Source organism: Xenophilus azovorans DSM 13620 (assembly GCF_000745855.1).
GTDB lineage: Bacteria > Pseudomonadota > Gammaproteobacteria > Burkholderiales > Burkholderiaceae_C > Xenophilus > Xenophilus azovorans.
This window is the reverse complement of sequence record NZ_JQKD01000019.1, coordinates 1-22,158: the sequence shown is the minus strand read 5'-3', so window position 1 is coordinate 22,158 and position 22,158 is coordinate 1. Positions and strand designations below refer to the sequence as shown.

The 22,158-nt window shown below is 62.8% G+C and carries 23 protein-coding genes; 19 read left to right on the top strand and 4 right to left on the bottom strand.

Going from position 1 to position 22,158, the window contains the following annotated elements; all coding sequences use genetic code 11:
- Positions 1-13 precede the first annotated feature (13 nt).
- The 5 genes from Q392_RS12065 to Q392_RS12045 are packed head-to-tail and all read left to right on the top strand — an operon-like array spanning position 14 to position 4,298.
- Positions 14-1,243, top strand: a complete 1,230-nt coding sequence (locus Q392_RS12065) for an NAD(P)/FAD-dependent oxidoreductase (RefSeq protein WP_038207163.1) — start codon at positions 14-16, stop codon at positions 1,241-1,243.
- Entirely contained in the window at positions 1,240-1,560 is a 321-nt protein-coding gene (locus Q392_RS12060; RefSeq protein WP_038207147.1) for a 2Fe-2S iron-sulfur cluster-binding protein, read from the top strand. Before Q392_RS12065 ends, Q392_RS12060 begins: the two co-directional genes overlap by 4 nt.
- A 30-nt stretch (positions 1,561-1,590) precedes the next feature.
- Positions 1,591-2,562 (top strand): Bug family tripartite tricarboxylate transporter substrate binding protein, encoded by a 972-nt coding sequence (locus Q392_RS12055; RefSeq protein WP_038207144.1) that lies wholly within the window; start codon positions 1,591-1,593, stop codon positions 2,560-2,562.
- A gap of 3 nt (positions 2,563-2,565) precedes the next feature.
- Positions 2,566-3,327, top strand: coding sequence for a carboxymuconolactone decarboxylase family protein (locus Q392_RS12050; protein WP_038207141.1), 762 nt, complete (start codon positions 2,566-2,568; stop codon positions 3,325-3,327).
- A gap of 14 nt (positions 3,328-3,341) precedes the next feature.
- On the top strand, positions 3,342-4,298 hold the full coding sequence (locus Q392_RS12045; RefSeq protein ID WP_038207372.1) for a D-2-hydroxyacid dehydrogenase family protein: 957 nt from the start codon (positions 3,342-3,344) through the stop codon (positions 4,296-4,298).
- Here the strand turns inward: Q392_RS12045 and Q392_RS12040 are convergent, their stop codons facing one another.
- The 3 genes from Q392_RS12040 to Q392_RS12030 all read right to left on the bottom strand — a co-directional run bounded on the left by Q392_RS12040 (position 4,299) and on the right by Q392_RS12030 (position 7,165).
- On the bottom strand, positions 4,299-5,219 hold the full coding sequence (locus Q392_RS12040) for an NAD(P)-dependent oxidoreductase (RefSeq protein ID WP_038207138.1): 921 nt from the start codon (positions 5,217-5,219) through the stop codon (positions 4,299-4,301).
- A 117-nt stretch (positions 5,220-5,336) separates the two neighbouring features.
- The gene (locus tag Q392_RS12035; protein WP_051953323.1) at positions 5,337-6,281 is read right to left on the bottom strand and encodes a LysR family transcriptional regulator; all 945 of its coding nucleotides are present in this window, start codon (positions 6,279-6,281) and stop codon (positions 5,337-5,339) included.
- A gap of 95 nt (positions 6,282-6,376) precedes the next feature.
- Positions 6,377-7,165 (bottom strand): enoyl-CoA hydratase/isomerase family protein, encoded by a 789-nt coding sequence (locus Q392_RS12030; RefSeq protein ID WP_038207135.1) that lies wholly within the window; start codon positions 7,163-7,165, stop codon positions 6,377-6,379.
- Positions 7,166-7,360: 195 nt separating this feature from the next.
- Here Q392_RS12030 and Q392_RS12025 point away from each other — a divergent pair, with 195 nt between their 5' ends.
- The 14 genes from Q392_RS12025 (at position 7,361) to aptA (ending at position 21,938) form a co-directional block, all read left to right on the top strand.
- Entirely contained in the window at positions 7,361-7,789 is a 429-nt protein-coding gene (locus tag Q392_RS12025; RefSeq protein WP_038207132.1) for a nuclear transport factor 2 family protein, read from the top strand.
- A gap of 11 nt (positions 7,790-7,800) precedes the next feature.
- Positions 7,801-8,658 (top strand): ABC transporter ATP-binding protein, encoded by an 858-nt coding sequence (locus Q392_RS12020; RefSeq protein WP_084217016.1) that lies wholly within the window; start codon positions 7,801-7,803, stop codon positions 8,656-8,658.
- Positions 8,651-9,334: an ABC transporter permease gene (locus Q392_RS12015; protein ID WP_051953321.1), complete on the top strand. Its 684-nt coding sequence runs from the start codon at positions 8,651-8,653 to the stop codon at positions 9,332-9,334. Before Q392_RS12020 ends, Q392_RS12015 begins: the two co-directional genes overlap by 8 nt.
- 149 nt (positions 9,335-9,483) lie before the next feature.
- Positions 9,484-12,423: a Tn3 family transposase gene (locus Q392_RS12010; protein WP_038207129.1), complete on the top strand. Its 2,940-nt coding sequence runs from the start codon at positions 9,484-9,486 to the stop codon at positions 12,421-12,423.
- Positions 12,424-12,464: 41 nt separating this feature from the next.
- A complete protein-coding gene (locus tag Q392_RS32775; protein WP_211260233.1) occupies positions 12,465-12,839 on the top strand; it encodes a hypothetical protein in 375 nt (124 codons plus the stop codon).
- A gap of 455 nt (positions 12,840-13,294) precedes the next feature.
- Positions 13,295-13,762 (top strand): Lrp/AsnC family transcriptional regulator, encoded by a 468-nt coding sequence (locus tag Q392_RS12005; protein ID WP_211260232.1) that lies wholly within the window; start codon positions 13,295-13,297, stop codon positions 13,760-13,762.
- A gap of 207 nt (positions 13,763-13,969) precedes the next feature.
- Positions 13,970-14,725, top strand: coding sequence for a FadR/GntR family transcriptional regulator (locus Q392_RS12000; protein ID WP_038207121.1), 756 nt, complete (start codon positions 13,970-13,972; stop codon positions 14,723-14,725).
- A gap of 9 nt (positions 14,726-14,734) precedes the next feature.
- Entirely contained in the window at positions 14,735-15,937 is a 1,203-nt protein-coding gene (locus Q392_RS11995; RefSeq protein WP_038207115.1) for an ABC transporter substrate-binding protein, read from the top strand.
- Positions 15,938-15,946: 9 nt separating this feature from the next.
- Positions 15,947-16,804: a branched-chain amino acid ABC transporter permease gene (locus Q392_RS11990; RefSeq protein WP_038207109.1), complete on the top strand. Its 858-nt coding sequence runs from the start codon at positions 15,947-15,949 to the stop codon at positions 16,802-16,804.
- 2 nt (positions 16,805-16,806) lie between these two features.
- Positions 16,807-17,781 (top strand): branched-chain amino acid ABC transporter permease, encoded by a 975-nt coding sequence (locus tag Q392_RS11985; RefSeq protein WP_038207103.1) that lies wholly within the window; start codon positions 16,807-16,809, stop codon positions 17,779-17,781.
- Positions 17,778-18,545, top strand: coding sequence for an ABC transporter ATP-binding protein (locus Q392_RS31985; protein WP_245610703.1), 768 nt, complete (start codon positions 17,778-17,780; stop codon positions 18,543-18,545). The genes Q392_RS11985 and Q392_RS31985 overlap by 4 nt, the downstream gene beginning before the upstream one ends.
- Positions 18,520-19,224, top strand: a complete 705-nt coding sequence (locus Q392_RS11980) for an ABC transporter ATP-binding protein (RefSeq protein WP_038207097.1) — start codon at positions 18,520-18,522, stop codon at positions 19,222-19,224. The genes Q392_RS31985 and Q392_RS11980 overlap by 26 nt, the downstream gene beginning before the upstream one ends.
- Positions 19,225-19,233: 9 nt before the next feature.
- A complete protein-coding gene (locus Q392_RS31980) occupies positions 19,234-20,643 on the top strand; it encodes an amidase family protein (protein WP_084217012.1) in 1,410 nt (469 codons plus the stop codon).
- Positions 20,640-21,938 carry an omega-aminotransferase AptA gene (gene aptA / locus Q392_RS31975; protein WP_084217011.1) on the top strand — a complete coding sequence of 433 codons (1,299 nt, stop codon included), beginning with the start codon at positions 20,640-20,642 and terminating at the stop codon, positions 21,936-21,938. The genes Q392_RS31980 and aptA overlap by 4 nt, the downstream gene beginning before the upstream one ends.
- 45 nt (positions 21,939-21,983) lie before the next feature.
- Here the strand turns inward: aptA and Q392_RS11975 are convergent.
- Positions 21,984-22,158, bottom strand: a 175-nt coding sequence (locus Q392_RS11975; protein ID WP_038207094.1) for an IS3 family transposase, incomplete at its 5' end; no start/stop codon positions are given.

Sequence of the window (22,158 nt, the reverse complement as noted above, 5' to 3'; positions counted from 1 at the left end):
AGCATCCACGGTCATGAATACGACGCAAGGCGCGGTCATTGTCGGCGCCGGCCAGGCCGGCAGCGAGGTCGCTAGCGCACTGCGCCAGCAGGGCTACGAAGGACGGATCGTGCTGGTCGGCACCGAGGCGCACCTGCCTTACCGCCGCCCGCCGCTGTCCAAGGCCTACCTGGCCGGCCAGGCGACCACCGACAGCTTGCACATCAAGCCGCGCGCCACCTACGAAAAGGCAGCAATCGAACTGAAGCTGGGCTGCCAGGTCACGGCCATCGACCGCGCCGCGCGCCGGCTGGCACTGGCTGACGGCCAGTTTCTCGGGTACGACAAGCTGGTGCTGGCCACCGGCGGCGAGGCGCGGCGCCTGCCGCTGCCCGGCGCGTCGGCGCCCAACGTGCTGTACCTGCGCACGCTGGACGACGTGGCCGCGATCCGCGCCGAGTTCGGCCGTGCCCGCACGCTGATCGTTATCGGCGGCGGCTACATCGGCCTGGAAGTCGCTGCCGTGGCGCGTGGCCAGGGGCTGGACGTGACGGTGGTGGAAGCGGCGCAGCGGGTGCTGGGGCGCGTCGCCGCACCGCAGATGTCCGCGTTCTACGAAGAGGTCCACCGGGAGGCGGGCGTGACGGTCCGCACCGGTTGCACGGTCGAGGCCCTGGAGCAGCGCGACGGCCGGGTGGTCGCCATCCGCGTCGCGGGCGGCGAGCGCATCGAGGCCGACGTCGTGCTGGTCGGCATCGGGCTCGTTCCGAACGTGCAAATCGCCAAGGACGCGGGGCTGGATGTCGGCGACGGCATCCTTGTCGACGAACACGCCGCTACGTCCGACCCGGACATCTACGCGGTGGGCGACTGCGCCAATCATCCAAACGATCTGCTGGGGCGCCGCCTGCGGCTGGAATCGGTACCGAACGCGACCGAGCAGGCGCGCACGGTGGCCGCGAGCATCTGCGGCAAGCCCCAGCCTTACCACCCGGTGCCCTGGTTCTGGTCGGACCAGTACGAGCTGAAGCTGCAGATGGCCGGCATCAGCGACGGCTTCGACAACGTGGTGCTGCGCGGCAATCCGGCCGACCGGCACTTCTGCGCCTTCTACCTGCGCGACGGCGTGCTGATCGCGGCCGACGCCGTCAACCGCGCGCCCGATTTCATGTTCGCCAGGCGCCTGGTGGCGGCCCGCGTGCGCGCGCCCGCCGCCACCCTGGCCGACCCTTCCATTCCGCTGAAAGCCCTGCTGCCGCAATGACCCGCATCACCTACATCGAACACGACGGCACCCGTCACGAAGTGAACGCCGAGGACGGCACCTCCGTCATGCAGACGGCCCTGGACAACATGGTTCCGGGCATCGTCGGCGACTGCGGTGGCAGCTGCAGCTGCGCCACCTGCCACGCCTATATCGACCCGGATCACCTGGCGCGCGTTTCGCCGCCCGAAGCCGACGAACGCCACCTGCTCGAAGGCGCGCTCGACGTCGAGCCCTGCAGCCGGCTCACCTGCCAGATCCGCATCCATCCCGGCCTCGAAGGGCTGACGGTCCGCATCCCCGTTTCGCAGTACTGAGCTCGCGACCTTCAAAAAGCAGGAGACACCATGCCTATCCTTCGCACGCTCATGCTCGCCGCCGGCCTGGCACTGGCGATGACATCCACGGCCATGGCCCAGGCCTATCCGGGCAGGCCGATCAAGATGGTGCTCGGCTTCGCCGCCGGCGGACCTACCGACGTGATCGCGCGGCATCTGGCCAAGGACCTGGGCGAGATCCTCAAGCAGTCGGTCGTCATCGAGAACAAGACGGGCGCCAGCGGCAACATCGCCACCGATTTCGTCGGCCAGGCGCCGCCGGACGGCTACACCTTGCTGTTCACCGCCCATACGCACCTGACCAACCAGTTGTTGATGGACAAGCTGCGCTTCGACCCGATCAAGGACTTCGCGCCGATCACCGAGGTCTGCATCCTGCCGCTGATGCTGCTGGTGCCACCCACCTCGCCGGTGAATTCCGTGCAGGACCTGGTGCGCACTGCCAAGGCGGCGCCCGGTGATGTGTCGTATGCCTCGGCCGGCGTCGGCTCGTCGGGGCATCTGGGTGGCGCCCTGTTCGAGATGCTCTCCGGGACCAGGATGACCCACGTGCCCTTCCGCGGCAATGCGAACGCCATCCTCGAAGTGATGGCGGGCCGGGTCAGCTCGGTGTTCTATCCGATGATCGGCGTCGCCGACATGGTGAAGCAGAAGCAGGTGAAGGTGCTGGCTGCCGGCACACCGCGCCGCCTTCCCGATTTCCCCGACGTGCCCACCATGGCCGAATCAGGCTACCCCAACTTTGTCGACACCGTGCCGTGGCTCGGCGTGATGGCGCCGGCGGGCACGCCCGCGCCGATCGTGGAGAAGCTGGCCGCGGCCGTCCACCAGTCGCTGAGCAAGCCGGAAACGCGCGACCGCCTGCGCGAACTGGGCGCCATCACGGTAACCAACTCACCGGCGGAGTTCCGCCAGTTCCTGGAGAAGGACAGCGAACGCTGGGCGCGCCTGATCAAGGCAGCGGGCGTGAAGGGAAGCTGAGCCATGACAGGCACCGAGACCCACCTGCGCCAACGCGAAGAATTCATTGCGCGCCACGGCCGCTGGAACGATGCGCTGCAAGCCATCCTGGAAGTGGCACCGGAATTCCTGGGCGCCTTCGACGACCTGCTCGCCGCCAGCACGGTGCACGGAACGCTGGCGCCGAAGGATCGGGCACTGATCGCGGTGTCGCTCACCGCCACGCCGACGAACCTGTTCGCCCCGGCGCTGCGGGCGAACATCCGCGACGCACTCGCGCAAGGAGCGACGCGGCAGGAGATCGTCGAAGTGTTCCAGCTGGTCTCCGCACTCGGCCTGCACAGCTGCACCTTCGGCGTGCCGGTGCTGTTCGAGGAAGCGGCGGCGGCCGGTGCACCCATCCCGCTGGTCAGCGACAGCGAGCGTGCGGCGATGAAGGAGGAGTTCATCCGCATCCGCGGCTATTGGGGCGAGTTCTGGGACCAGGTGCTCGCGCTGTCGCCGAAGTTCTTCCGCGCCTACCTGCGCTTCTCCGCCGTACCCTGGGAAGCGGGCCATCTGGCGCCCAAGCTCAAGGAGCTGATCTACATCGCGATCGATTCCAATACCACGCATCTGTACGAGCAGGGGCTGCGGGTGCACCTGCGCAATGCAATGCGGCACGGGGCGACGCCGGCGGAGATCATCCAGGTGCTGCAGCTCGCGTCCACGCTGGGCATGCAGAGCTTCGAGCTGGGCATGCCGATCCTCGACGAGGAAATCGACCGGCGCGCGGCGACTCCCTGACCGGCATGGCCCGCATGCTGCGCACCGCGGTCATCAACGACTTCCTGCACGTCTTCCAGTCGGCCACCGACTGGTCGCGCCTGGATGGCACGGCCACCGTGGAATTCTTCCACGACCACCTGGACACCGAGGACAAGGCCGCCCAGCGGCTGGTTTCCTACGACGTGGTGGTGACGGAGCGCGAGCGCACGCACTTCACCGCCGCCCTGCTGGAGCGGCTGCCGCGGCTGCGGCTGCTGGTGACCACCGGCACGCACAACCGCTACATCGACTTCGCTGCCGCCGGCCGCCTGGGCATCACGGTGTGCAAGACCGAGGCGATCCTGCATGCCGCGCCGGAACTCGCCATGGGCCTGATGCTCGCGCTGATGCGGCGCATCGCCGTCGACAACACCGCCATGCACGCAGGCGGCTGGCAGACCGGCCTGGGACGCAGCCTGCGCGGCAAGACGCTCGGCGTCGTCGGCCTGGGCGTCACCGGCTCGCAGGTCGTCACGCTCGCGCATGCCTTCGGCATGAAGACCGTGGCCTGGAGCCCCCACATGACGCAGGCGCGCGCAGCGGCCGCGGGCACCCGGCTCGCCTCGCAGGAAGAACTGCTGTCCGGCTCCGATGTGGTGAGCCTGCACATGGTGCTGGCCGACAGCACCCGCGGCCTGATCGGCAGGCGTGAGCTGGCGCTGATGAAGCCCACCGCTTACCTGGTCAACACCTCGCGCGGCGCACTGGTCGACGAGGCGGCCCTGGTGGAGGCATTGCGCGAACGCCGCATCGCGGGCGCGGGACTGGACGTCTTCGCAGAGGAGCCGCTGCCCGATCCGCATCCGCTGCGCGCGGTGGACAACGTGATCCTCACCCCGCACACCGGCTACGTGACCGACGAGCAATATGCGCTGTGCTTCGGGCAGGCCGTGGAGAACATCCTCGCCTTTGCCGCGGGTACCCCGATGCGCGTCATGACGCACACCTGATCACCCGGCGCGGCCGTGCACCTCGACGCCGGCCCGGCGCTCCACCACCTTGACCAGCGCCGACACGTCCTCGCCGGCCATGCCTTGCTGCACGGCGCGCTCCCAGAGCTGCGCCATGCCGCCGATGGTCGGCGTGGCCTCGAGCGGGAAGCCGGCCTCGCGCGCGACCTCGAAAGCCAGCGCGATGTCCTTTTCGAGCAGCGCGATCTTGCCCAGGCCCTCGAAGCGGCGCGACAGGATGGCGCCGGTCTTGCGGTCGTCCATGCCGGTGTTGCGGCCGCTGCCGGCATTGACGACCTCGATGATGGTTTCCGGTTGCAGCCCCAGCTTGACGCCCAGCACCAGCGCTTCGAAGGATGTCGCCATGTTGGCCGCTGCCAGCAGGTTGTTGACCAGCTTCATGACCTGCGCGTCGCCGGCACGGTCGCTGATGGTGAAGACCTTCGGGCTGATGGCGGCCAGCACCGGTGCCGCCGCTTCGCGCACTGCCGGAGCGCCGGAGACCATGATCGCCAGCGTGCCCTTCAGCGCGCCGGCGGCGCCGCCGGAAACCGGCGCATCCAGGGCTCCGAGGCCGGCGGCCTCCAGGCGCGTGGCGAGTTCGCGCATGGCGCCAGGGCCGATGGTGGACATCTCGACGCAGTGACGCACTGCCTTGCCGCCGGCGATACCGTCAGGCCCGAACAGTGCCGCACGGCTGGCGTCGACCGAAGGCAGGCAGGTGAACACCTGCGCGGCGGTGTCCGCCACCGCGCGCGCGCTGGCCTGCGCCGTTGCACCGAGGGCGGCCAGGCGTTCGCTCGCCGCCGGATCGCGGTCGAACACGTGCAGCGCGACGGCGCCGCTGCGGGCGAGGCGTTCGGCGATCGCGCCGCCCATGTTGCCCAACCCGATGAAACCCACCTGCGCAAGGGCGGACATAGAAGAACCCCGGTAGAAAAAGTGGCGCCATCCTAAGTCCGCTGGCGCCGCAGCGCAGCCACGGCCGGCGCAAAGCTGTTTCGCGCCGGCTGAAAGCCAGGTCCTGCCTGGCTCCAGTCAGGCAGCGCTAGACGCGGCGGGGGCTGCGGCTGCAGAACTGACTTCGCGGCCTGACCGCAGATGCACCCTGCGTACCACCTCGATAAAGCTCGCCAGCAGCGGCGAGCGCTGGGTGCGCAGCCACACCAATTCCAGCGTCATCGGCACCGAGAAGTCGAGCACCCGTTTCATCACCAGCCCGGGCGGCAGCAGCGGCCGCGCCGATTCCGTAAGGAAGCCCACGCCCATGCCGGCGATCAGCAGGCTGATGATGGCTTGCTCGTTGTCCATCTCCTGCACCACGCGCGGCTCCAACCCGCCTTCGCGGCAGGCTGCCATCATGCGGTCCCAGCCGGCGCCCAATTGGTCGCGCCGGGTCAGCATGAAGTCTTCGCCGCGCAGGTCCTGCAGCCGCAGGTCGTCGCGCGACGCGAGCGGATGGCCGGCCGGCAGCACCAGAGCGCGGTTGTCGTGGAACACGGGGAAGGCGTCGAACTGCGGCAGGTGCGGCGGCCGGTCGAACACGAACCCCGCATGGAGGCTGCCGTCCTCCAGGCCCGCGAGCTGCGCCTGCGACTTGGACAGGGTCAGCTTGAGTTCGGCCTCGGGGTATTCCAGCCGGAAGAGTCGGAACGATTCGGGGATCGTGGGGCAGCGGATGCCGACGTCGTTGAAGCCGATGGAGAGCGAGCCGACCTGGCCGCGCGCCGCCCGCCGCGTCCGCGTGCCGAGGCGCTCCACCTCGTCGAGGATGCGCACCGCGCCTTCGAAGAACACCTGGCCCGCGGCCGTCAGCTGCACACCGTGCGGAAGCCGCTCGAACAGCGACGTGGCCAGTTGCTCTTCGAGCGCCTGGATCTGGCGCGACAGCGCCGGCTGCACGATGTGCAGCTTGAGCGCCGCGTGGTGCAGGTTGCCGGCCTGCGCCGCGGCGACGAAATAACGCAGGTGGCGCAATTCCATCGGTCGGTTCCCGTCGACGCAAGTCTAGCGGGGCGAGCTGGAGACCCGGCGTTCATCGGTGTCACTCGGTTTGGGTTCGCCCTGCGGGCGTCGGCCTACTGCACGGCAGGCTTGCCCGTGCGCTCTTCGTAGGCGCCGAGGATAGCCAGGCTTTCCATGCCGAGGCCGTACCCGAGCAGTTCCTGCATGCGCTTGCGCATGTGCTCGACCAGCAGCAGCCGGGAATAGCGAAGCAGCAGCGTGGGCCGCTTGGCCATGTCCCTGGCAAGCTCCCAGGCGCGGTCCAGCACCTTGTCCTGTGGGAGTACCTCGCTGACCAGCCCCAGCTCGAGCGACTGCCTGGCGTCCAGAACCTGTCCGGTGAGCAGGAAGTACCGCCCGCGATTCATGCCCAGGAGCATCGGAAACACGACGTGCATGCCGTCGCCGGGCGCCATGTTGTTGATGAAATGGCCGGAGTCCTGGATCTTCGTCGTGTCCGAAGCAAGAACGATGTCGGACAGCAGGGGGAACTCCGCATGCCGCCACGCCGGGCCGTTGAGCGCGGTGATCATCGGCACCTCGATGCTCAGCAGGTTCATGAGCAACGCCCGGCCTTCCCAGTGCACCTTGTCCAGGTGCTTGATGGTGGGGCACGTTTCCCAGAACTGGCTCTGGCTTCCCGCGGGCGGACCCGAGAATTCGCTGCCCGTCCCGGTCAGGATGACGATGCGGTTGTCACGGTCCTGCGCAATGTCGGCGAACGCGGAGGGCAGTTCCGCATGCGTCTTCAGGTTCCAGCGCATGGAGTTGCCTTCGGTGTGGAAGGTCACCTGCAGGATGCCGTCGCGGCGCTCGAAGCGGATGAATTCGTACTTCCCGGCGTATTGGTCGAGGGTCAGCATCGTCGAAGTTCCCATGAAAGTGGAAGTGGGGCGCGCTGCTGCGCAATCCGCGCCATCAGTCCAACCATACATTGACTCAACAGTCAGACACAAGCCAGGAACTTAAGTGTATGTACGCATCAGAGCTTGATTGACTTGGTTGTCAGACATTGGAATAGTCGAGGCGTCCACTCAACAGAGAGAGAGCGCTCAGCCATGCCGACCGCAGCCGAAGCAACAGTCGAGCCGCTACAGGGAGAACACGAGCTCGTCGACCGCGAGCGCGCGCGGCGCGAGGCGCTCCTCTCGGGCGACCTGCGCGAAATCGACGCCATCTACGACGACCGGCTCTACTACCGGCACGCCAACTCGCGGGTGGACGACAAGGCCAGCTTCATGGCCAATTTCGACCACATCGCCTACCAGAGCGTCGAAGCATCGGACCTGTCGGTGCAACTGGCGGGGAACACCGCCATCGTCAGCGTTGCCGAGCGCGTCGTGGTCCGGCGCGACGGCATCAAGCGCCAGTTCCATGTGCTGGCGATGAATGTCTGGCTGCGCGAGAACGCATCGGCGCCATGGCGCTTCCTGGCGCGTCAGGCCTCCTTCGACCCGAAGTCGCCCGGCGTCGTCGAACTTCCTTGAAGGGGCATCCCATGCTCGCAGCCACCCTGCGCGACCCGGAGCCGATCACGCGCGCTGCCGCTGCGGCGAACCACCAGGGCATCAACGTCGTAGCGCGCAAGGCTCCCCTGCTCGAAGCGCAGGGCGTGTCGAAGACCTACACCACCCGCAGCCGCGAGAAGGTGGCCGCACTGGGCGAAGTCTCGCTCGCACTGGACGACGGCGCGTTCGTGAGCCTGGTCGGTCCTTCGGGCTGCGGCAAGTCCACCCTGCTCAAGATGGTCGCTGGCATCGTGCCGCCGAGCGCCGGCGAGTTGAGGCTCAACGGAAAACGGGTGAGCGGCGGCCAGGCCGGCATGGGCGTGGTGTTCCAGTCCCCGGTGCTGCTGCCTTGGCTCACCGTGCTCGACAACACGCTGCTTCCGGCAAAGGTCCTCAAGCTCGACCGCCAGCAGGCCCGGACCCGAGCGCTGGAACTGCTGCGCAGCGTGGGCCTGGAAGGCTTCGAGCACAAGTACCCGGGCGAGCTGTCCGGCGGCATGCAGCAGCGGGTCAGCATCATCCGCAGCCTCGTGCACGAACCGGGCCTGCTGCTGATGGATGAGCCGTTCGGCGCCCTCGACGCGCTGACGCGCGAGAACATGAGCCTGGACCTGCAGCGGATCTGGCTCGCCCACAAGAAGACCGTCCTCTTCATCACGCACAGCATCTTCGAGGCGGTGTTCCTGTCGGATCGCGTCCTCGTGATGTCGGAGCGACCCGGGCGCATCGTGCGCGACCTCGCGATCCCGTTCGCGCGCCCGCGCAGCTTCGACCTCACGACCACGCCAGAGTTCGGCGAAATCGTGCAGGAAATCCGCGGCCTGCTGGGAGCAACCGCCCATGCCTGATTCCCTCTCCTTCCTCCTGCGCAGCCGCATCGCGCTGGGCGTGGCCAGCGTGGCCGTCGGCTTCGCGCTGTGGATCATCGTCCTCGCCGTCGCAGACATCCCCAGCTACATCCTTCCGCATCCCCGCGACGTGGGCGCCGCCTTGTGGGAAGGCTTGTGGGCGAACCCCGCGAACCGCGGCAGCTACTGGTTCCACTTCAGCCCGACGCTGCAGGCGGCCTTCGCCGGCTTCGCCATCAGCGCGATCGCGGGCGTTGCGATCGCCGCCGCCATGGCCGAGTTCAAGGCAGTGGAGTACTGGCTCTTCCCCTACATCGTGGGCCTGCAAAGCCTGCCCAAGGTGGCGGTGGCGCCGCTCTTCATCATCTGGTTCGGCTATCAGATCGAGTCGAAGATCGCGATCGCCGCGACGATCTCGGTCTTCCCGATCCTCATGAACTCGTTCCAGGGATTCACCTCGGTCGAGCGCGACCGGCTGGACCTGATGGCCTCGCTGCGCGCGGGCCGGTTCCAGACCTTCTGGCGCATCAAGCTGCCCAGCGCCCTGCCCTTCATCTTCGCCGGCCTGAACCTGGGCATCGTCTATGCGCTGCTCGGCACGCTGGTCGCCGAGTTCATGGGCGGCCAGAAAGGCGTGGGCGTCATGATCAGCCAGCTGCAGGCCGTGTCGGGGTGATCGTACTTTTCGTGCAAATTGGTGCGTTTACCCCGCAATCCCTTTGCGGGTGCGGCCTGCCGCCAGATTGATCACTCGAAAACGCGCTTGGTTGGGCACGTCAACAGGCGTCGTACACTTGGCCAACCACACCCCGCTCGACGTCGGCTATGTCAACCTACGCCCTTCGCTTCGTTGGCCAGGAGGGCCTATCGAGCCGGCTGTCGGACTTCGACCTGAATCAGTTCTTCCAGCTCACCGAAGCTGACATCAAGGCCGTAGGCGCGCAGTTTCGCTCTGATCACCGCGCGTCGGCAGCGTTGATGGTGCTGTACTTGCGGGCCGTGGGCCGTCCGTTGGACAGCACCACGGTACTGCCCCGAAACCTGCTGCGCTACGTCGGCGAGACATTCAGAACGGCAGCACCCACGATTGCCAGCCTGCGCTCGATCTACAAGCGCAGTCAGACGCTGTACAAACACCAGCTCTGGGCCAAAACCCACCTGGGCCTCAAGGACGTCGATGACCAAGCTGAGGCGAAGCTGGTTGCCCTGCTCAAGCTGCAAGCCGTCGAAGCCTCTCACGCCGACGATCTCGCGACGGCGGCATGCCATTGGCTCTACGAGCATCGCATCCTGATTCCCGGCCAGCGACGTGTGCAGGACTGGGCGCGCGCCGCGTTTGCTGCGATCGAAGATGAGATCCTGCGGACCATCACCAAGGCCGTTCCGGCGGCCACCCTCAAGAATTGCCGCGAGTCAGCATACCGGCTGCGCCCAGACGGCACCGGCACCCATCTCGAATGGTTGAAGACGCCGTCAAGGCGCCACGGTCCGTCCAGCCTGGCCGAAGTCTTGGAGAAAATCCGGTATCTCAAGGGCCTGACGGCACACGAGTGGCCGCTCGACAGCATCGCCATTTCCAAACAGCGCGCCTACGCCCAGCAGATGCAAGCGCGCCGGCCCGCGAAGTCCAAGGAAATCAAGGATGCGACACAGACCATCGAGCTGGTGTGCTTCCTGCGCATGACCCTGCTTGAACTCACAGACCTGGCGATCCAGCAAGGCAGCCGGCGCAGCCAGAAACTGTTTCGTGACGCCGCGGAGAAAGCCCAGACCAGCCAGGGTCGGTTAGAAGGCGCGGCCCGCCAGCAAGCGATGAAGGCCAGGGAGGTTCTGCGTGACGAAAGCAAGCCCTGGCGCGTGCGTTGTCTGGAGGCGGATCAACTCTTGTCGGAACTGTTGGATGTGCCCCTGGGCAGCTTTCTGTCCCAGGTCCGCCGGGCGCTTGCGGCGGACCAGCAGCGGGTCAAGGCGTTTCTTGGTGGCTTGGAGGGCCTCGAATTCGCCGGGCAATCCGACGACGCGGGTTTCGCGCAGTGGACTGCGTGGCGCGATCTCCAGGGCATGAAGGCGACAGAATTGCCCTCCGACTTCACACTTCCCGAGGTGGGCGTTGCTTGGCACGACCTTGTCCATGACGCGGATCCCAAGAGTGGCCTGCAGGCCTTTGCCGCGTGCACCATGATGTCCCTGCGCAAGAGTCTGCGCAGCGGCAAAGTTTGGATCGATCATTCGCTGAGTTTTCGCCAGCGTGATCAGATGCTGATCTCTCCGCGCGAATGGGCGCTCGAACGTGACAAGTACATCGCTCTGCTGGGTTTGCCGCGCACGGCCGACGAATTCATCGGCCCCGCTCTGGACAATCTGCATGTTGGCGTTGCCGCCGTGTCCGAGGCCTGCAAGAAGGGCAGGATCGAGATCGGCGCAGACGGAATGCTGCATTTGCCGGCGGTGACCGCCTTGCCTGATGACGGCGAGCCGCGCCGCATGCGCGACCTGATCTATCAATTGATCGGCGACGTGCAATTCCCTGACATTCTGCTGGAGATGGACTCGCTTTGCGGCGTCAGCGAGGTGCTGCTCGGGCATCGTGCTGACACCGCCGCACAGCTGCTTGCTTTGTACGCGGCGTTGCTCGCGCACGGAACCGACATTGACGCCAAGACGGCAGCATCGATGATTCCGGGCGTCGACACTGCGCAGGTGTCGGTGGCCATGCGAGCATTGGAGACTCATGGCCGGTTGCGGCGCGCCAACGAACGGGTTGTTGCATTCCAGGGTCGCGTTCCAATGGCGGCGCATTGGGGCAGCGGCGAAAAGGCATCGGCCGACATGATGTCGCTGGACGCTTCGCGGCATCTGTGGAGCGCACGCGTTGACCCGCGCCGGCGCAACTACGCCGCGGGCATCTACACGCACCTGCTGGATCGATGGGGCATCGTCTACGACCAGCCGATCGTGCTCAATGAGCGCCAGGCAGGCGTCGCGATCGAAGGCGTGGAGCAGCACAACCGCAGCCAGGACCGGATTCGCCTGTCTCTACTGGCCGTCGACACGCACGGTTATACCAACGGGGCCATGGCCGTAGCCAAGTTGCTCGGATTCGACCTTTGCCCCCGCCTGCGCGACCTGGCCGAGAGGAAACTCTACCTGCCGGCCGGATTCGCTGTGCCGGAGAACATCGAGCGGGTGACGGTCAAGCGACTTTCACGCAAGGCCATACGCGACGGCTGGGATGAACTGCTCCGACTAATCGCCTCGATCCGTATGGGCAAAATCGGCGCCGACCTGGCGCTGCGCTTTCTGAGCAGCGCCGCGCAAGGCGATCCTGCCTATCAGGCCGCTGAGCATCTGGGCCGCTTGCTTCGCAGCATCTTCTTGTGTGACTACATCACCATCGATGACTTTCGGCGCGAGGTCCATACGCTGCTCAACCGAGGCGAATCTGTTCACCAGCTGCAGCGGGTGGTCTATACCGGCAAGCTGCCTACCGAGCGCGGACGCCGGCGCGATGAGATGAAGGCGATCTCGGGGTCTCACGCCCTGTTGACCAACATCGTGATCGGCTGGAACACCACCCGTATGAATGACGTGGTGGAGCGCCTGCGCAAGGGAGGCATGGAGATCGACGATGCGTGGTTGCGGCGCATGGGACCCGCTCACTCCAGTCACATCAACTTCCGCGGCACTTTCAGTTTCGGCGTCGAGAAGTATGCGCAATCGCTTCTAAGATCTGAGCCAGCGCCTCGACGCCGTGTGACAGCGTGACCGGAATCCGCGCCCTTTCCATTGACCTCGCGGCAAATTGCATGAAGCCATCCTCGAAGACAACGCGCTCTGGCGACGACTTTCAGATCACATTGGGCGACGGCTGGCGACGATTCGCATTTGCGACCCGCGACTTGGCCTTTCTGGGCACGATTCGGCGTGGGATGGAGATCGGCGCGCTGGCCAGGGACGAAACCGGGGGCTACTTGCAAGTCAACGGCGACGTGCATAGAGTGTTGAACAAGAGCCGGGTGTCCGCCCATCTGCGCAAAGCGAGGGAGCGACCGGAACCGATTGCGGCGGCTTTTCACCCGACGCAGCCCGAGCGCGCAGCGGTTTCGGTCGTGATCAAGCGACGCCGCCATGTTTTGGTGCCACTGGTCCATTTAGAAGCGTTGCTCCGCCAGGCACCGTAGAACAACCTTGCCGTGTTGGTGCCGCCGGACACACGCCGCGCGGGTGTCTGCGCCGCCGTGTTGAATGGCGGGTCTGGTTGTCGCCCGCCGCCGAAGCCTCGCGACGTCGCGGTGAAACCGTCGCCACGTTTAGAGTGTTGCCTCCCTCAAGATCGGCAGGGATGGTCAACTGGCGATGGTCGTTCCGGTCGGCACCGTCACGTTTCTGTTCGGGCAGTGCGTAGGCTGGATCTGGAAACTGCGACTGCCGGCGCCCTTACTCTGGTGCCGGACGAGGCTATGCGGGTCTCGCTGTCGAAGCATTCCTACGCCTAGCGGGTGTGATCTTTGGCTCGATGCTCGACGGTGGATTTTCGAAAAGCGAGCTTACTTGTCCCATGTCCCAACGCTCTTCACGGGCGGCACCACGAATCCTGGGCATGGTGTTGGGCCGTTGCCTTCCGTGCGCCACTGCGGTGGACAAGATCGACCTCCAACTCTTGAGAGAGCTGTCGTTGCGAGGACGGACCACCAGCGTTGAGCTCGCTGATGCCGTGCACCTGTCTACAAGTGCGGTCGCACGCCGGCAAAAAGCTCTCGAAGATGCGGGGCTCATCAAGGGGTACCGAGCGTCATTGGACCTTACCCAGTTTGGGTTCTGTACTACCGTCGTTGTGCAGATCGCTCTGAGTACTCAGAAGGAGGCGGGTCTGGAGGAGTTCGAGCGTGCGGTTCAGGCATGCGGAAATGTGCTGAGATGCATGTTGATGTCGGGATCGAACGACTATCTGCTGATCCTTCTGGTTCGCGACCTTCAGGACTTCGGGCGAGTCCACAAAACACAGTTGTCCCGCCTGCCGAATGTCGCTCGAATCGAGTCGAGCTTCGCATTACGCGAGGTGGTCAGTCGCTCTGTTCCCCTTGAAGTCTTCGACAGAAGCTAGCCCACCGGGCTCGTCCGGCGCCCTGACGACCCTCGGCACTGGTCGGCTGAAAGCGGCGTCCGCTGAATTAGCTCCGCTTATGCCGCTGGAGTTTGACCGTTGCTTTGCGCGCGCCAGGCTCGTTTCCGTCTCTCCACCGCTTGATCAAGGGTAAGCACCAGTAGCCGCGGGGCTTCACGCACATTTATCCTATTCATCATGATAAACATGACAGACGCCGTGAGACGCAAGGTCAAGCGGTCGGACCTTATTGCTGACCAGATCAAGGATTGGATAGTCAAGAACGACAAAAAGCCCGGCGACCGACTCCCGCGCGAGCATGAGCTTATGGCCCTATTCGCGGCATCGAAAGGGACGATTCGCGAAGCGCTCAAGGTTCTTGAGGTTCATGGACTGATCCGCATCACAACGGGACCCGCCGGTGGGGCCGTGCTGATGGCGGTCCCTTACGAGCAGTGCCTGGAGTCCGTCTACAGCTACCTTTACTTCCGTGAAATCTCCACGGGGCAGGTCTATGCGCTTCGCAAGGTGCTCGAGCCTGAATTGGCCGCCTCACTGGTGAATCGAGTAAGCGAAGACGAGATCGAGGAACTCCTCGTGCTGGCCAAGCGCAGCCATCCGGACGAGGGAGGGGATTGGGAAGCGCGGCGCAACATCGAGCTCGCGTTCCACGATCGTCTTGCGGAGCTTTGTCCGAGTCCTCTGCTTGGAATGATGTGCAGACTTCTAAATGACGTCCTGCGAAGTATGGTGCTCCCGAAGTACGCCAGAAGCCACAACGTAGATCTGGAAGAAACGATCACCGACAGCCACGTGGCTCTCGTGCGCGCAATTCAACGCGCTGACGCGAAGAAAGCGCGAAAGATCATGGCGGAGCACATGAGTGATGTCCAACATCACGGGCACGCCCTGGAAACCCCCGTAAAGCGAAACCTCACTCTGCAACCCAACCACACGTTCTAAGGAGCCGATATGAATAGGCGCGACTTCATCGCAATCGCTGGATCATCTGCTGCTGTCGCATGCCTGCCCGGCAATGCTCTGGCGCAAAGTCAAGGGGTGTTGCTTGTAGACATCCTGCCGCTATCGGGCCCTCTAGCAGGCATCGGACGCCTGTCAGACCTGGGCGCGAAAGCCGCCTTGGCCGAGCGCGGCGGAAAGGTAAACGGACTCACCGTCGAGCGAATGGTGTTGGACTCTGAGGCAAACCCCGCAAAGGCCGTTCGGAAGGTCATCGACGCGATGGAGCAGCGAAAGGCTTTGATCTTCACAGGCGAAGTGATATCTGCTGCTGCGCTTTCGATCAGTAAAGAAGTTGCTAAGGCCGGCGGCGTCTACATCACTGCCGTCGGGGCTGATGAAGTCACGGGAGCCGACTGCAACGCGTCCACCTTCCGCTATTCCGTCCCCACGTTCGGCGCCGTTGAACAGTCGGTCAGGCCCCTAGCCAAACTCCTTCCCGCCGCCAAGCGCTGGTACACCATCACTCCGCAAGTGGTGTTCGGTGAAGGGATGCTCGCCAACGCCAAGCGCGTGTTCAGCGAACTGAACATTGAACACGTGGGCAACACCTACCACTCACTTCAAGACCGAGAATTCTCCGGATACCTGACAGCAGCTGCTGCAGCCAAGCCAGACGTCCTGCTGCTGCTCAACTACGCTGGCCAACTGCAGGCCAGTATCCGCCAGGCAGCAAACTTTGGCCTCACTGGAAAGACCACGATTCTGGCCACGTGGACCACCGGACTGCACGAATATCACGCGCTCGGTGCTGATCTTATGGAGGGCGTCTACGCTGGCGCGCAGTACTGGCACACCCTGGATACGCCGGCCAACCAGAAGTTCGTGCGCCAGTGCAAAGAGCTCTATAACGAGACGCCCGACCACTCGATGGCACTCGGATACTCGTGCGCAAAGCTGATGCTTGACGGCATCGCGCTTGCCGGGTCGACTTCCCCCACTGCCATTGCAAAGAAGCTTGAGGGCTACAAGTACGCAGGACTGACTGGTGAAGAGCAGGTGCGAGACTTCGACCACCAGGTCATCAAGAACTACTACCTGCTCAAGGGGAAGCCGAAGAGCCAAATGAAGGACAAAGACGACTTCGTCGAAGTTCTCAGTGGCGGCAAGTCGTTTCCCGACCAAGCGCGCTCAGCGTGCAAGATGCGCACGTAAAGCCGCGAAATGACGCTCTACCTGTTCCAAGCCCTGAACGGATTGGGCTTGGGGATGATCTATTTCCTGATCGCAGCCGGCCTAAGCATTGTCTTTGGCTTACTGCACTTCGTGAACTTCGCTCACGGCGCCTTCTACATGGCTGCTGCCTACGCGTGCTTTGCGCTCATAAACGCAAAGATCAGCTTCTGGATATGCCTGTTCCTGGTCCCTGTCATGGCCGGACTCGCAGCCCTCGTGCTCGAGTACACCCTGATTCGGCGGGCCTACCGACTACCGCATATGTACCAAATCTTGCTGACATTGGGGCTGGCATTGGTGATCCAAGAGTTGTGCATCGTCGTGTGGGGCACCGAAGGGCTGAACGTTGCAACGCCCAGCGCCTTTAGCGGTGTCGTTCGGGCCGGCGACTTCGCTTACCCCACGTATCGGCTCTTTGTTATTGCCTTCACTGGGGTCCTCACAGCGGCGCTCTGGCTGGCTCTTGAGCGCACGCGACTCGGTGCGCTCCTTCGAGCCGGAAGCGAGAGCATAGACATGGTGGCTCTTCTTGGTGTCAACGTTAAGCGATTATTCGCTGCAGCATTTGCGCTCGGCGCTGGCTTGGCGGCGATTGCTGGCGTCTTAGCCGCTCCGTTGAGAGGTGTGGAGCCATTTCTCGCTCAAGAAGCGCTCGGAATCGCTTTTGTCATCGTGATCATTGGTGGAATGGGAAGCTATTCCGGCGCACTGCTGGCGGCTCTCCTCATTGGACTGACGCAAAGCGTCATGAGCGGCTTGTGGCCACCCGGTGCCAATCTCATGATCTTCGCGGCCGCGGCGGCGATCATCGTTATGAGGCCGAACGGGCTTCTTGGACGGGCATAACCATGCATATCGGCCCAATCACCCGAACATTCGCTATCAGCGGCGGGCTCGTCGTCTTGCTGCCGTTTCTGGTCGGCTCTCAGTCAGTCTCCATCGAGATCCTGGTCCTCGCGCTCGCAGTGCTCGGGTCAAACCTGCTCTTGGGATACACAGGGCTTATGTCCTTTGCCCAAGGCGGGTTCTTCGGCATCGGCGCGTATGTGGCCGGCCTTTTGAGAGTCCACCTCGATGCGGGCATAGCGCTCACCCTGTTGCTGCCGACCATAGCTGGCGCTCTGGCTGCCATATTGGTTGGGCTTGTGGCCATTCGGCGACATGGCATCTACTTCGTGATGCTTACCCTGGCGTTCGCACAGCTCATCTACTTTCTGGTCTTTGCTTTCCCAGGCTTGACAGGCGGTGAGAACGGCCTGCAAGGCGTGGCTCGACCGAGTGTGGTCGGGTTTAGCATTTCATCAAATCTATCTCTCTATATCTTGGTCGCCACGCTTTTCGTCGTGGTGATGTGCATCCTGACTCATATTACTCGCTCACCGTTTGGCAAAGTGCTGGTTGCAATCCGAGAAAACGAAAAGCGCGCGGTGGCGAGTGGCTATGACGCAAGACTATTCAAGATTGCAGCGTTCGGCATCTCTGGCGCATTGGCAGGCTTGGCTGGTGCACTCCAAGCACTTTTTCTCGGTCTCGCGTCGATAAGCAACGTGGAAATCCTAATGAGCCAAGAAATCTTGATGATGAGCATCATTGGCGGCGCCCACTCGCTCTACGGTGCTTTCGTCGGAGCGGCATTCTTCACCATCGTGAGCAACGTGCTCTCGGCCTGGTGGCCTCGGTGGCTGCTGATTCTCGGGGTGTTGCTCATTGCGCTCGTGCTGTACCTCCCGGGTGGCCTTGCTGGAGCAGCAAGGACCCTGTTCAAGCGGGGTCGAGAATGGCGCGCCGAACGCAGCCTCGGCGCGAAGGAGGTTGCCCAGTGAGTCCATCGGTCCGAGTGCAGAAGATATCGAAGTCATTCGGCAACTTTGCTGCTGTTAGTGACGTCTCCATTGATATTGCTGCAGGTTCTATCCACTCAATCATTGGCCCAAACGGTGCCGGTAAGACAACGCTCTTCAATTGCTTGTCAGGCGAGCTTCGCCCAGATAAGGGGAGTGTTTTTGTCGGGCGCGATGACATATCGAGGTTGCCTTCGCATAAGCGAGTCGCTGTGGGCGTCGGACGTTCATTCCAGATTACGTCGCTTTTTCCTGACCTCACTGTGGAAGAAAACCTTCTGATCGCGGCGCAAGGGAAGTCTGGCAACCGAGCTCTGGCTCTCTGGCGTGGATCGAATGTCGACCAAGCGGCGATCCAAGTCATTGAAGAAGTACTGCAGAAGGTCGGGATGAAGGCCGAACGTGAGACGAAGGCTTGCGAGCTTTCCCACGCGCAGCAAAGACGACTTGAGGTTGGCATGGCCTTGGCATCGAAGCCTTCGGTGCTGCTGTTGGACGAGCCAACTTCTGGAATGGGTGTTGACGACGTCCCAGAGATGACTGGCTTGATTGCCTCCTTGAGAGGAACGCACACAGTGATTCTTATCGAGCACAACATGGGAATCGTAATGCGACTGAGCGATGCGGTTACGGTGCTGGCCCAGGGCAAAGTCGTGTGCACGGGCACTCCGTCGGTGGTCGAGGCAGACCCACGAGTGCGGACTGTCTATTTGGGAGAAGTTGATGCTGAAGCTGAACAGAGTTGATGCCTACTACGGCAAGAGCCAGGCGCTGAGCTCTGTTTCACTTAGTGTGGGTCCGGGAGAGCTCGTTGCGCTATTGGGGCGAAACGGCGCGGGAAAGACAACTACTTTAAAGACGATTGCAGGCTTGGTCCAAGCATCCTCGGGTGAAATCGAGTGCTTTGGCAAAAACCTTGTTGGACGGCACACCCATGAAATTGCGCGCAGCGGCGTTGCGCTGGTCCCGGAGAACCGAGGAATTTTCGTTGGACTGACGGTCGACGAAAATTTGAAGATTGCATCGCGAGCAAATTCGCGCTGGTCAATTGACGACGTTTACGGCATCTTCCCTCGGCTGAAAGAACGTCGAAAAAATGGTGGTGGAATGCTTTCCGGAGGAGAGCAGCAAATGCTCTCCATTGCCAGAGCACTGGTCAATGCGCCATCCATTTTGCTTCTTGACGAACCAACTGAGGGCTTAGCCCCAGTAATCGTCGCGGAGATTGTTTCGATGTTGGGCGCAATCCGCGATAGCGGCATCCCAATTCTTCTTGTCGAGCAGAACCTTCGCGTTTGCGAGCGGCTAGCAAACCGTTTTTACATCATCGAGCAGGGCCGCATCGTCCACTCCGCATCCCGTCAGGAGTTTGCCGGGCAGCAGGAGATCAAGGACCGCTTCCTCGGCGCAAGTACGACTCATTGAAAGGTGGATATGTCAGACGTTTGGAGATGGTCGGCAGTCAAAGTTGCCGAAGCAATTGCTGGCGGTGAACTGAGTTCGAGAGAGGCCACGATCTCTGTCCTGGACAGGATCGCTGCGGTAAACGGAAAAGTGAACGCAGTTGTCGAAGTCCTTCGCGAAACTGCGCTTGAGGCGGCGGATCGCGCGGACTCTCTTCTATCGAGCGGCATACAGCTTGGGCCTCTGCATGGCGTCCCGGTTACCACCAAGATCAACGTGGATCAAAAGGGATGCGCGACGACGAACGGAATCGTAGCGAACAAGAATCACATCGCAAATGAGAGCAGTCCCGTCGTTGCGAACTGGATGCAAGCTGGCGCTGTAGTCGTTGGTCGCACGAACACCCCGTCTTTCTCGTGGCGCTGGTTTACGGACAATGACCTGCACGGTCGGACCCTTAATCCTTGGGATCCCGCGATCACTCCTGGCGGATCAAGCGGTGGAGCCGCGGCCGCAGTGGCCACTGGCCTTGGCTTCCTCGGCCATGCCAACGATCTTGGCGGTTCGATCCGATACCCGGCGTACTGTTGTGGCGTTGCTGGTATTCGGCCAACGATTGGAAGAGTGCCTGCCTATAACCCTGCGGCTACAGCCGACCGCCCGTTTACTGCCCAGCTAATGGGTGTTCAGGGACTTGTCGCCAGAACAATTGCGGACGTTCGGCTTGGCCTTGCCCCAATGGCCGTGCGCGATCCCCGAGATCCGCTCTGGACACCTGCTCCATGGACGTTTGATGCTGCACCACGGGATAAGCGGGTAGCCTTGTACTGCCCGACCAACGCCAAATGTGACCCGGAAGTGGCGGCCAGTCTTCAAGACGCAGGCGCGGCTTTAACTGCGGCAGGCTATGACGTTGAAGAAGTCGCGCCACCAAGCTTTGAGGAAGCGGCTCGCTTGTGGCAGACGATTGTTGTGGGCGAAGTACGACTAAGCATGTTCCCTGACATCCGAAAGCTTGGGGACAAAGGGATTCAACGATCAGCAGAGCTGATTGACCAGCTCACGCCTCCCGTCGATCTTCAAACCTTTTCCAAGGCACTTGTCCGCAGAAGCGCGATCCTTCGCGACTGGATCGGATTCATGGAAAAGTACCCGATCGTGTTGATGCCCGCTTCCTTGTGGAAGCCCTTTGATCAGGACCTGGACTTGGGAACCGTCGAGACGATGGGCGAGATTCTTGAGGCGCAAAGCCCCCTGCTCGGCCTCGTCACGCTGGGGTTGCCTGTTGTATCTGTCCCGACTGGGATTCGGGGCGGTCGCCCGTCAGGCGTCCAAGTAGTGGCGGGACGGTTTCGCGAAGATCTGTGTCTCGCAGCTGGCGAGGCAATTGAGCGAGCATTTCAATCGCCCCTGCCCATTGAGCCGCAGGGGGGCCGATGAGCACCGCGTCGCTCTTCATGCCGTTCACAGCGCACGGCAAGTTCAAGGCTTCTCCCCGGATGCTCGAAAGAGCGGCCGGCGTGTTCTACCAGGCACAGGATGGCCGATCCATTCTTGATGCAGTTTCTGGATTGTGGTGCGTGAATATCGGGCACGGCCGAACAATGATGGCTGAAGCGATCGCCCGCCAAGTTTCAACGCTTGACTATGCACCCATGTTCCAAATGGGGCACTCGACTGGATTCGCCTATGCTGACCGGCTGCTGGAGTTCGCCCCGAAAGGCTTCGGTCGCGTCTTCCTGGTGAACTCCGGCTCTGAAGCGGTGGATACCGCGTTGAAGCTGGCTTTGAAGTTCCACAAGATGCGTGGCGAGGGACAGAGGTCGCGACTCGTTGGGCGCGAGCGTTCCTACCACGGGGTCGGTTTTGGTGGAATTTCAGTAGGAGGCATGGCTGCAAATCGAAAAGACTTCGGCCCCCTTCTGCCGGGCATTGACCATCTTCCACACACTCACGGCCTATCGGAGAATCTTTTCAGTCGTGGCCAGCCGCCTGGCGGGGCATATCTTGCAGACGCACTCGAGAGGATCGTTCAGCTGCACGATGCTTCCACCATAGCCGCAGTGATTGTGGAGCCGGTGGCTGGATCCGCTGGGGTCCTGGTTCCTCCGGTCGGCTACCTTGAGCGCCTGAGAGAAATAACAAAGAAGCACGGCATTCTGCTGATCTTTGATGAAGTCATCACCGGATTTGGACGGCTTGGAAGCTCCTTTGCCGCAGACCGTATGGGAGTTGTCCCAGACATGATCGTTACTGCTAAAGCGATCACAAACGGGACCATTCCGATGGGCGGTGTGCTCATCAACTCAGAAATGCTAGAGACATTCAAGAACACGCCGGCCGACCAGATCGACTTCTATCACGGGTATACGGCTTCGGCCCATCCCGTTGCTTGTGCGGCAGCATCAGTGGTTCTCGATGCCATAGAGGACGAGGAACTTCTTGAGAGAGCAAAAAAACTTGAGGACTGTCTAGAGCAATCGATTCACAAGTTGCGAGGGCATCCTTTGGTCCACGATATCCGCAATTTCGGTCTTATGGGTGCGGTCGAACTCACTCCCGATGCGGTAGCTGGACGCAGGGGCTTGGAGGTCTTGCAAGCATGCTTCAACAAGGGGGTGCTTGTTAGGGCCACCGGGGACACTATCGCCCTGGCACCAGCCTTGGTTTCAGAGGCTAAGCACATTGATATGGCCGTCGGCGTGCTTGACGGCGTCTTAACTTCTCTTGAGTGAGCAGGCTGAACCGCCCCGGCTTTCGCGGAGGCCGATTGGCTTGAGTCAGGCCGGAGTGGCCTGCTGCTCAAGATTGCGATAGTAGGTGGTCTCGAACTCGGCGGGCGGCACGTAGCCCAGCGGGGCCATCAGCCGATGGTTGTTGAACCATGACACCCACTCCAAGGTCGCTAACTCCACCGCCTCTCTGGTCTTCCAGGGCGCCCGGCGATGGATCAAC